General features: G+C 37.4%; 9 protein-coding genes, 1 pseudogene and 1 riboswitch. Of the genes and pseudogenes, 2 read left to right on the top strand and 8 right to left on the bottom strand.

Features of this window, described 5'->3' with window-relative positions:
* Positions 1-72: 72 nt before the first annotated feature.
* The 5 genes from JCM12304_RS16010 to JCM12304_RS15990 all read right to left on the bottom strand — a co-directional run bounded on the left by JCM12304_RS16010 (position 73) and on the right by JCM12304_RS15990 (position 6,427).
* Positions 73-1,056 carry a hypothetical protein gene (locus JCM12304_RS16010; RefSeq protein ID WP_256200848.1) on the bottom strand — a complete coding sequence of 328 codons (984 nt, stop codon included), beginning with the start codon at positions 1,054-1,056 and terminating at the stop codon, positions 73-75.
* Between the two features lie 234 nt (positions 1,057-1,290).
* A complete protein-coding gene (locus JCM12304_RS16005) occupies positions 1,291-1,458 on the bottom strand; it encodes a hypothetical protein (RefSeq protein WP_060681530.1) in 168 nt (55 codons plus the stop codon).
* A gap of 22 nt (positions 1,459-1,480) precedes the next feature.
* Positions 1,481-3,265 carry a phosphomethylpyrimidine synthase ThiC gene (gene thiC / locus JCM12304_RS16000; protein WP_060681528.1) on the bottom strand — a complete coding sequence of 595 codons (1,785 nt, stop codon included), beginning with the start codon at positions 3,263-3,265 and terminating at the stop codon, positions 1,481-1,483.
* Between the two features lie 141 nt (positions 3,266-3,406).
* Positions 3,407-3,522: riboswitch (TPP riboswitch) on the bottom strand.
* Between the two features lie 566 nt (positions 3,523-4,088).
* Positions 4,089-5,450: a D-alanyl-D-alanine carboxypeptidase/D-alanyl-D-alanine endopeptidase gene (gene dacB / locus JCM12304_RS15995; RefSeq protein ID WP_060681526.1), complete on the bottom strand. Its 1,362-nt coding sequence runs from the start codon at positions 5,448-5,450 to the stop codon at positions 4,089-4,091.
* Between the two features lie 41 nt (positions 5,451-5,491).
* On the bottom strand, positions 5,492-6,427 hold the full coding sequence (locus JCM12304_RS15990; protein WP_060681524.1) for a DUF4349 domain-containing protein: 936 nt from the start codon (positions 6,425-6,427) through the stop codon (positions 5,492-5,494).
* A 207-nt stretch (positions 6,428-6,634) separates the two neighbouring features.
* On the opposite strand from JCM12304_RS15990, the gene JCM12304_RS15985 reads away from it, so the two are divergent.
* Positions 6,635-7,885 (top strand): DNA polymerase IV, encoded by a 1,251-nt coding sequence (locus JCM12304_RS15985; protein ID WP_060681522.1) that lies wholly within the window; start codon positions 6,635-6,637, stop codon positions 7,883-7,885.
* 79 nt (positions 7,886-7,964) lie between these two features.
* Positions 7,965-8,618 (top strand): peptidylprolyl isomerase, encoded by a 654-nt coding sequence (locus tag JCM12304_RS15980; protein ID WP_060681520.1) that lies wholly within the window; start codon positions 7,965-7,967, stop codon positions 8,616-8,618.
* Between the two features lie 76 nt (positions 8,619-8,694).
* On the opposite strand, the pseudogene JCM12304_RS15975 reads toward JCM12304_RS15980, so the two are convergent.
* The 3 genes and pseudogenes from JCM12304_RS15975 to ectB all read right to left on the bottom strand — a co-directional run bounded on the left by JCM12304_RS15975 (position 8,695) and on the right by ectB (position 11,311).
* A pseudogene (locus tag JCM12304_RS15975) lies at positions 8,695-9,376 on the bottom strand (SDR family NAD(P)-dependent oxidoreductase).
* Positions 9,377-9,610: 234 nt separating this feature from the next.
* Positions 9,611-9,997 (bottom strand): ectoine synthase, encoded by a 387-nt coding sequence (locus tag JCM12304_RS15965; RefSeq protein ID WP_019379252.1) that lies wholly within the window; start codon positions 9,995-9,997, stop codon positions 9,611-9,613.
* 36 nt (positions 9,998-10,033) lie between these two features.
* The gene (gene ectB / locus JCM12304_RS15960) at positions 10,034-11,311 is read right to left on the bottom strand and encodes a diaminobutyrate--2-oxoglutarate transaminase (protein WP_019379253.1); all 1,278 of its coding nucleotides are present in this window, start codon (positions 11,309-11,311) and stop codon (positions 10,034-10,036) included.
* Positions 11,312-11,316: the final 5 nt, after the last annotated feature.

Genomic DNA, 11,316 nt, shown 5'->3' with positions numbered 1-11,316 from the left:
CCTGCATGTTCACGCTTCGAAGCGTTTATAGCGGAACTTGTCGCGCGCGCCCGTTAATTGAACAATCATTTTTTATCCATTGCTTAGAGACTCAATATTTGAATTTAATTCTTCAACCATTTTTGCCGGTTCATCAGTCCTGAATACTACCGTTTTAACATATTTCTTTCGTCCATATGAGCTTTTCATTAAAACAGGTTCTTTTAGAAAGATTTCATATTGAGGTGAATCCATATTTATCATTGAAAAGTATGTATCTTTTGGTATCTTTTCTCCAATTCCACCTTGTTCTTTAGCAGTTTTTATATCTTCTATATTACTGAATTCCAATTCAATACTGCTCTGATAGCCAAAGCGAATAATGACCTTGTCAGAAGTAATAATATGCGGTAAGGATCTTACAGAGTTATATAATCCTATAATATAAAGCAACGCATAGATATTTAATATCGTGAAAATCCACGCAGCAATATCACTCCATGACTGAATAAGAAAGTGGAAAAATGCACCTTCCAATATGATTAATATTGAAAATATGATGATGATTGTTTTAAGCTGTGAAGTCTTATGATAAGAATAGGCATCTTCATTTTCAATCACAATTGGTTTTCTAAACCATCCTATAAAGGAATAATAGAATACACTTAATTCCGTTAAAATTGCCCCTAAAACAAAACCATTTCCTAGTTTAGGTTCAAGAGATATTCTAATGACATCTAGAAAATCGTGTTCCTCATCTTGCTTGTTTCTTCTATAGCTTATAACGCTTTTAAAAATGACGTATATAACTACAATTAAAACGCTGATTACTAAGACGGGTATAAGCGAAATCAACATTTTATTAAAGAATCCTTTTTGTGAAGAAGGGATTATTAAATAGGACGCTCCCAAAGAGATAATAAAGGCAAGATATACTAACAACTTCGGCATTGATCTTGGATGTATCAATAACCAGTAAATACCGAGTGGAGGGAGAATTATTAAGCTTAACGTTAATAAAATCACTGTGAAATCGCTAATATTATCTAAGCGTAAGATAAAATAGCTTCCTCCCATTAAACAGATAATGAACACAAGCAAAATTGGAATAAGATATTTTTTTATAGCAAATACCTCCCATTTTTAAAAAGAAGTTTTGAGTTCAAAAAAATTTTTTCTTTGGACATTTATTCAACAATCTGGCCCTTATATGCGACACTGGCGCGAATTCTTATTAGTGAATCGCGCCCGTTTGATGAATAATATTTCTGATCAAGAAAAAACTGACTCACTCTTGAGCCAGCTCTTCAGTTAGTAATATAATGCTTCTGCCTTATTACATTTCAAACATCTTTCAAAGTTGTCATTCCTTTTAAATTGATGATCACATTTCTTTTGTATCTCTTTTAAACTTTTCTCCAAAAAAGCAAGGTGGTTTTTCGTTTGAATTATTTCTTCTTCAATATTTTGAACCTTCACCCGTATCTCCTTCCTAATCAAGTTACTGATAAATATTACCCCCAGATTTTTTAAATTCCTCAGCCTTATCTTTCATCCCTTTTTCAATAGCCTCATTCGTAAAAAGCTCATGATCTTTTGCATAGTTACGAATATCTTGGGAAATTCTCATACTACAGAATTTTGGGCCGCACATGGAACAAAAGTGTGCGGTTTTTGCCCCTTCAGCAGGTAATGTTTCATCATGAAACTCAATGGCACGTTCCGGATCCAAGGATAAGTTAAATTGATCTCTCCAACGAAACTCAAATCGTGCTTTCGACAAAGCGTCATCCCGTTTCTGCGCTCCCAGATGTCCTTTTGCCAAATCAGCTGCATGGGCCGCGATTTTATAAGTAATCACTCCTTCACGAACGTCATCCCTATTGGGTAAACCTAAATGTTCTTTTGGCGTTACATAACAAAGCATGGCTGTCCCATACCAACCAATCATAGCTGCACCAATCGCAGAGGTAATGTGATCATAACCAGGGGCTACATCCGTTGTAAGTGGTCCAAGAGTATAAAAGGGTGCTTCCTGACACACTTCTAATTGTCTATCCATATTTTCTTTTATAAGGTGCATGGGCACATGACCTGGCCCTTCAACCATCACCTGCACATCATGTTCCCATGCAATTTTTGTCAGTTCGCCAAGAGTTTCTAATTCAGCAAACTGGGCTTCATCATTGGCATCAGCAATAGACCCAGGTCGTAACCCATCGCCTAATGAGAAGGAAATATCATAGGTTTTCATAATGTCACAAATCTCTTCAAAATGAGTATACAAAAAGCTTTCTTGGTGATGATACAAGCACCACTGTGCCATGATCGATCCACCTCGGGAAACGATACCCGTTAACCGCTCTGCTGTTAGTGGGACATATCGTAAAAGAACACCTGCATGGATCGTGAAATAATCAACTCCCTGCTCTGCTTGCTCTATCAACGTATCACGGTAAATCTCCCACGTAAGATCCTCGGCAACACCGTTTACCTTCTCTAATGCCTGATAAATAGGTACTGTCCCAACCGGAACGGGTGAATTCCGAATAATCCACTCACGTGTTGTGTGAATATCTTTTCCCGTTGATAAGTCCATGATATTATCTGCACCCCAACGTGTAGCCCAGGTCATTTTTTCTACCTCCTCTTCAATACACGATGAAACAGCCGAATTTCCAATATTAGCGTTAATTTTGACGTGGAAATTACGACCGATAATCATAGGTTCAATCTCTGGGTGATTAATATTAGAAGGGATAATAGCACGACCTTTTGCAACTTCATCTCGGACAAACTCCGGATCCATATGTTCCCTTAATGCAATAAATTCCATTTCAGGAGTTATTATTCCCTGCTTAGCATAATGGAGTTGTGAAACATTTCTCCCTTTCTTGGCACGTAATGGTTTACGGTTTAATTCAGGGAACACTTTATCGTTTGCACGTGGATCATCTTCATCCTTATACCCATTATCCCCAGGTTGGATTTCACGCTTTTCATATTCTTCAACATCACCGCGTTCTTGAATCCATACCTTACGTAAGGCTGGAAGGCCTTTGGTAATATCAACGGAATAATTTGGGTCTGTATAAGGACCACTTGTGTCATACACACGTAATGGGAGATTTTCTTCTTCTCCAAAAGTACCCGTGGTTGGACTTAACTTAATTTCACGCATGGGTACTTTTATGTCAGTCCTTGAACCTGGCACATATACTTTTTGACTTCCTGAAAAACTAGACATGATGGAAATGTTTTCTTTGTTTAATGAAGATGGTGACATCATAAATCTCTCCTTTTTAAAAATGTAAAGGACGAGATATAGAACACACTAAGCAGGAAAGCTTATCGAAGTACATAAAAAAGCCGAGTCCATAATAAATGGTAGGACCCGGCTAATATGTATACAAGAAGTTGTGTTGCTTTGATGATTATCTAACTTCCCTACGCTGGCATGATCCAGATCAGGTCCAAAGAGTCAAGAAACTTTAACGCGTTTCCTTCTCAGCCCAGCTTATTTGGGCTCCCCTAGTTATTTCTATTTAATTTGACTACAGTATACATAAATTTTGAAAGAATTTCAATACCTTACTTGATAATCATTCTTTTTCAACTTACTTATTTATACCAAAATAAAGAATTCATTAGAGTCCTTACCGATACTCATCCATAAATTATCTATGCTTGTTTAATACTCTTATTTTTATATTCCATTCGAATCCCGGAGACCGTAAATCAATACTTTCTTATATGGCTTATCCTCGATTTTGACTACTTTATTACCCGATATTGATATTCCAGAATATGGCCCGATTGCTGAACAAATCCTACTCTTGACTTCTCTTTAATCCTGCTCATTAATTTCAGACATTAATTATTAGTTTTTATGTTCCTAATATTATTTTAGCATAAATTTCCAATGTTTTAGTAAGCACTCTAAATTCTCCAATAAAAATCTCATGATATTTTGTTGTTATATACCGTGCGATTTTTATTAATATATACTTGTTTGCTCCACTATGTAATCTCGTCACTTAACAATTACAGCTTTTCATCCAAATTTTATATTCATGAGCTCTCCTTAATCACCATGCAAGTGCACCACGTTAATCTTTCAAAATAATCTCAAGCAATCTATCCTCTATTTCTTTACCGATTTCTTCATCAAGCATATTGTTAAGCATTACAGAGAATATGTATTGCCTTCCACTACTAGCTTCTGCATAACCGGATAACGTACTTACACCATAAATAGTTCCTGTCTTAGCTTGAACCTTTCGACCTTTCAACCGATCTCTTAATGTTCCGCCAACCATGCGATCCTCCTTTCCGGCAACCGGAAGAGAATCTAGGTAGGTTGGGAACCAGCTCTCTTTTTGAATGTGATATAAAAGTTTGGTGATTTCATTGGGAGGTATTAAACTTACATGAGAAATTCCTGATCCATCGCGGAGCAATAGGTTGTCAACATTCATATTATAATCAGTAAGTCTCTCTTCCAACACCTTAAGACCTGCTGTCCAGCTTCCTTCTCCGTAAACTTTTTTTCCCATTTCCTTTATCAAAACTTCACCAATTCCATTATTGCTTAATTTCATAAAAGGGACTAACAATTCGGATAAAGGTATGGAAGTGTGTGTACCCAATGTTTGGGTGTTATCGGGACTTTCTGCTACCTTTACGGTTCCGTTCCACTTTATCCCTTTTTTTAACAAAGCATGTTGCCAAACAGCAAGGGCATATTCCGTTGGTTCCCATACAGCAATCCACTCTTTCTTATTTGGTGAATCAAGTGGAATATTTCCATTAATAGTTATGGTGTTCGTGCCATGCAATCGTCTGATTTCTATTTCTTCTTCTTCGCTGTGTACTTCTTCTGTCCTTGCATTGTTTTCCACTCTTACGTAATCTGTAGGAGGTGATAACGTTACCCTTGGTTTATCTCCAATTGAATTACCTGCAGCTACTTCTATAATAATTGTTCCCGCATCATAATCTTCATCTGGAGATAAAGTCAACGCCGAGATCTGGCCTCCATAATAAGCATATTCATCCTCCCACATCATGTCTGGTGATAACCGAATTGAATCATACCATCTATCATCTGCAACCAAATCACCTATTATTTCTTTAACGCCTTGCAAACGGAGTTCTTCGGCAAGCAGATCCAAGTCTTCTGGGACTAACGTTGGGTCTCCTTTTCCTACCAAATAAAGATTTCCCGCTAATTTAGAATCAATTATTTCCCCATTTGTCTTTACTTCCGTAGTAAATGTATACTTCTCACCTAATTCGGATAGGGACACAGCGGCAGTTAATAATTTCATATTGGATGCGGGATGCATTCTCGTTTCACCTTGTCGTTCGTAGATCATCTCACCGCTCTGTCTGTTACGAACACTAATTCCAATAAGTGCTCCCAATAAAACTGGTTCATTTTCTATAAATTTTTCAAGTTTTGCTTTCATTGTATTCCTCTATTCTCTTATTATATTAAGCATACAGATGATTAACTATTATCTTTATTAGATTTGCTAAGCTTTCGAATGGCAATTAATACAATTGCCGCTATGCTAACTGTAACTAGTATGATCGGCAAGTTACCGACAAAAAAGATGATGAAGCCCGAAACAGCTGTGAGAAGCCAATTTAAGCTTTTTAATAATTGCTGTTTTGTTTTATCCCATGTGTTGAGGTCTTCTCCTGAAATTGTTAAATTATTTTCAGTCATATGAATTGTAATTGTCGCTAATTCTGATTTATTTTCTAAGTATTTCATGCGCCCTTTAATTTGGTCAATTTCTTCCTGGACACTTGCTAAATCCTTGGAAATTGCCAATAAGTCTTCTGTTTTCTCAGCTTTTTTCATATAAGACAGTAATCGCTCTTCAACCACTTGTTTGGAACGCAGTCTCGATTCCAAATCCACATATTCCTCTGTAACATCCTGACCGGATATAGAGCTTGACAACACGTTTTCACTTCCATCTTCAACGAGCTGAATAAATTCCCGAAACTTTTCTTGTGGAACTCTGACTGTAATAAAACCACTTGTCCCTTTATTTTCTTCTTCTTCAAACATAGTTGATTCAACTATATATCCTTGATAGACCTCTACTTTTTTTTGTATGTTTTTAAGGGCTTTTTCGTAACTGTTTACTTCAATTTCTAAATTTGCAGTATAAATAATTTTACGTGTGGATGGGTTTTGTTCATTTGGAGTTTGTTGCTCTGTTTTATTTTCACTATTTTCTATGCTAGCATCTTCCGTAGATTCCGTTGTCGCTTCTCCTTCCTTCGATTCTTCCGTTATCTTCCTGTCTGCTTCCTCAGTCATGTAGCTGTCAGCCTGTTTATTCCCATTTTCACTTTCATTGCTACAGCCGGATAGAATAATTAAAATAATAGCAACAAAAAGACAAAGTGTTAATCGCTTATCTAACATCTTGCCAATCCCTCCATTCAACTTTGTGAAAAATAATAGTTATCTTAAGTATAAACGATTTAGTTTTAAAATTGTTTTATTTCAAAAAATTAATTATTTATGTGTTTCTATTGTTCACTTTACTATTCTGGTTTAAATTCCCATTGATAAAACAAGACGTATTATCTATAATAAGAACAAACGTTCTATTTGGTGGTGACTATCGTAATGGATTATTCTTCTTACCCTCGCAATGATGTACTATGTATAGATATGCGTTCCTTTTATGCAAGTGTTGAGGCGGTGAAGCTTGGATTAGATCCCATGAAGACGTTGCTTGCGGTAGTTGGTGATCCGAACAGATCAGGCAGTATTGTTCTGGCTGCTTCACCAGAGTTAAAAAGAATACATGGTATTAGTAATGTGAGTCGATTTTTTGAGTTACCCGATGACCCTGAAATTCATATTGTACCAGCACATATGGCAGATTATTTAAACGTATCCATGGAAATCACCAAACTGATCAACCAATACGTACCAAAACAAGCAATCCACCAATATTCCGTAGATGAAGTTTGGGTAACAGTAAACGGGCTTGATAGATTATTTGGAGATCGTTGGGAGGTAGCAAGACAAATAAAAAAAGACATCTTGGATTGCTTTGGAATTACTGCTTCGATTGGTATCGGGGATAATAAGTTTCTTGCAAAAACAGTGATGGATCTGCATGCCAAGAAAGTAGGTATCGCTGAATGCACCTATGAACAAGTAAAGGAAAAACTTTGGCCCTCCCCCATAGAGGACATATGGGGAATCGGTAGCAGAATGAAACGAAATCTCAATCGAATGGGAATTGTTACATTGGGACAGCTTGCCCGTTTTGACTTGGAACATTTAAAAAAGCGCTTTGGGGTGATGGGTGAGCAGCTATATTGGCATGCATGGGGCATTGATTTAAGCCCCGTATTTGGGGATTTTATAAAAACGGAACAAAAAGGATTTGGGCATGGTATCTCTCTTTTAAGAGATTATTCTAAAGAAGAAGTAACGGTCTGTATCCTCGACCTTTGCGAAGAGGTTTGCCGCCGTGCCCGCGAAGCTGGGAAAACAGGAAGAACTGTTCAATTGGGCATATCTTATGGTAAGGAAACAGGTGGTGGCTTCTCTCGCTCCAAGTCCATCTACACCCCTACGGATGTAACTATGGATGTGTATCAAATCTGTCTTCAGCTCTTCCAAGAATTTTATGATGGAAATAGCAATATTAGACATGTGTATGTTACATTGAGTAACCTTTTTAATAAAGGGGAGATACAGCTTAATCTATTTGAAAATCGTGCACAGAAAAATGATATCGGTTATGTTATGGATGCCATTCGCCGAGATTATGGCGCGACAGCTATTCTTCGTGCCAGCAGCTATACTGAAGCTGGAATTACTTTGGAGCGCAGCAAGAAAATCGGTGGACATCGAGCATAATAACTATATACTTCTCCTTTCTATTCTCCAGTGTCGTTGCTACATGCTATAATAGAAAAATGAACAGGAGGATGAAAAGTTGAGATTATTTACAAAGCTATTTATAGTAGTTATTTTATTCACTATTATTTTGAGTGGATGTGGAACACAGGAAGATTCCAGCAAAGAAAACGAACAAAAAGCAGACCAGAAAACGGACTACCCTCATGATGTGAAAGAAAACCCTATTGTTACCATTACAATGGAAAATGATGAAACTATAAAAGCGGAGCTATATCCTGAAAAAGCCCCCACAACCGTGGCTAATTTTATCTCTTTGATTCAGGACGGTTTCTACGATGGTCTCATTTTTCATAGAGTAATACCTGAATTTATGATTCAAGGTGGTGACCCGGAAGGAATTGGAACAGGAGGGCCAGGCTATTCCATCGATGGGGAGTTTAATTCCAATGGATTCGATAACAACCTAAAGCATGAGCGTGGAACTCTCTCCATGGCGAGATCACAAGATCCGGATTCCGCAGGCTCACAGTTTTTCATTATGGTTAATGAGTCACCTCATTTGGATGGCGACTATGCTGCGTTCGGAAAAGTTAATGAAGGCATGGAGACGGTCGACAAAATTGTTAATACGGAAAGAAATGAAGCGGACAAACCATTAAACGAGCAAAAAATGAAAAAGGTAGAGGTAGATACGAAAGGATATAATTATCCTCAACCCAAAAAGAACTAATAACGCTTCAAAAAGAAAACTGCCAAAACGCATGGAAAATCTCATTAGCGTTTTGGCAGAAAATTTTAGTATTAACTTATACTTCAGGTTTTACTATTTCACCGTGTTGTTGTACTGAATCTGCAGCTGCCAGATCAACAAGTACATCTACAATCTCTGCAGGTTCATATTCCCCATTAGGATTCCCCTCGGAAACAACATTTAATGGGTCAAATAGGTTAACTTGAATTCCATTATCTTTTTCTTCTTCAGCGACTGTTTTCATTAGCGCTTCAACAGCTGCTTTACTTGCAGAATAGGCACCCATGCCCTTCATAAAGAAATTAACCATTCCAGAAGTGACAGAAATTATTTTTCCATGCTCACTTTTCCGTAATAGTGGTAAGAATGCGCGTGTCGTAAGAAATTGAGTAGTTAAGTTTAAATCAAACATTTGCTGCCATTGTTGCAGGGACATTTTTTCAATAGGCTCCATGGCATTTACGCCACCGGCATTATTCACTAGAATATCTAATTCACCAGCGGTGTTTTTTTGTAATTCATCAACTAAAGTGTTCACTTCAGATTCTTTCGTCAAATCTGCTGGTATAATGAAGCAGCCTTCCCCCAATCTCCTTCGCAACTTCACGCAGTTTTTCTTCCCTTCTACCGTTAAGAATGACTGTAGCACCTGCCTTAGCAAATGAAATTGCGATCGCACGTCCAAGACCTGTACCCGCTCCAGTAACCAAAGCTACTTTCCCAGTTAACCTCCCCATCTTATCCACTCCTCCAAATTGTATGTACTGCTTTAATTCCCATACGAATAAATAAAAATCATGGTTGTAATCAACTTAAGCTTACCATATTTTACAAATAATACAAATTATTAGACATTTTATAGCCTTACACATAAACAATGTTCTCTGTTTAAGAGACCAGTACAATATTAATCCATGCTCTGAAACCTTAAGAAGCACCCAATAAACGAGTTTGGGTGCCTTCTTTATACTTTATTCTGTCAGTAAAGGATAATATCCTTCTTCATTATGTGTTTCCGTTCCCACAAGCGGTGGATTAAATACACATACCATGCGCATTTGAGTTCTTGCACGCAATCTATGTTTATCATTTTGATCAAGGATGTACATCGTACCAGGTTTAATCTGAAAAACCTCACCTGTCTCAACCTTTTCAATTTCACCTTCACCTTCAATACAATAAACAGCTTCGATGTGGTTTTTATACCAGAAGTAATTGTCTGTACCTGCTTTAATAAGTGTGTCATTCATACTAAATCCACAATTATCTTTTTTCAATAAAAATCTGCGACTTGTCCAGTTCTCCCCAGATGTCTCATCCTTTGTACCAATAATATCTTCAAGTGATTTTACTATCATATTTCTTTCCCCTTTCCCCTATTGCAGTAGTTTAGTTTATTTGTTTGTAACATATTTTATGCTATCTTCTAATATTTCTAATCCTTTTTCCAGACCTTCTTGATCAATCACAAGGGGTGGAAGGAATTTTACAACTTCATCGGCCGGTCCAGAAGTCTCTACAATCAGCCCACGTTTAAAAGCTTCTGCACAGATTGCTTCTGCAAGTCCATCTACATGAACAGCAATCCCTTGCATAAGACCTCTGCCACGAGCTTCCCCTTTTAGTACCGGGTATTTTTCAATTAGTTTATTTACAGCTGTTTTCAGTAAATCTCCTTTCGCCTGGATATCTTTACTGAAGTCATCTGTTTTCCAGTTAGATAATGCCTCAGTGGCTGCAATAAATGCCAGATTATTTCCACGGAAGGTACCATTATGTTCGCCTGGTCCCCATTGGTCATATTCTGGTTTGATTAACGTAATGGCCATAGGCAAACCAAAACCGCCAATGGACTTAGATAAACAAACCACATCTGGATTAATTCCTGCAGGTTCAAAACTAAAAAATGTACCTGTACGCCCATTCCCTGCTTGAACATCATCAATTATTAGGAGAATATCCCAGCGTTTACAAATTGCATCAACTTTTTTAAGCCATTCCATTCTTGCTGCATTAATGCCACCTTCTCCTTGAACGGTTTCAAGAATAATGGCTGCTGGTAAGGCGACTCCGCTTCCGCTATCTTCTAGGAATCTTTCCAAATAAGCAATGGAATCTTGGTCTTCTACGTAATCATCAAAAGGCATTGAAACAGTATGGTGTAAAGGAACCCCTGCCCCATGACGCTTAAATGAGTTACCTGTAACAGACAAAGATCCAATTGTCATCCCATGAAAAGCGTTAGTAAAGCTGATTACGGTATCGCGTCCAGTAACTTTACGAGCGATCTTCAACGCGCTTTCTACTGTATTAGTGCCGGTAGGTCCAGGGAACATTATTTTGTAATCAAGGTTTCGAGGTTTAAGAATTATCTCTTTAAATTGTTCAAGAAATTCTTTTCTAGGAGTAGTGCCCATATCAAGGCTGTGGATAATTCCATCATTTTTAATATAGTTAATTATTTTTTCCTGCATAGCATCGTCATTGTGGCCATAATTAAGTGTGCCAGCTCCAGCAAAGAAATCAATATATTCTCTACCATCTGTATCCCAAAGTTTGTAGCCCTTTGCTTTGTCAAAAACTGTTGGCCACCCTCTGCTATAGCTACGTACAGCTGATTCTATCTCTTCAAATGTTTTCATTTTCGATTCATTTAAAACTGCGGTTGTCATTCAAT

The organism is Virgibacillus halodenitrificans JCM 12304 (assembly GCF_001310895.1).
GTDB lineage: Bacteria > Bacillota > Bacilli > Bacillales > Amphibacillaceae > Virgibacillus_Q > Virgibacillus_Q halodenitrificans.
Note: the sequence above shows the minus strand (reverse complement) of the source record. Positions and strands in the feature narration are given on the sequence as shown.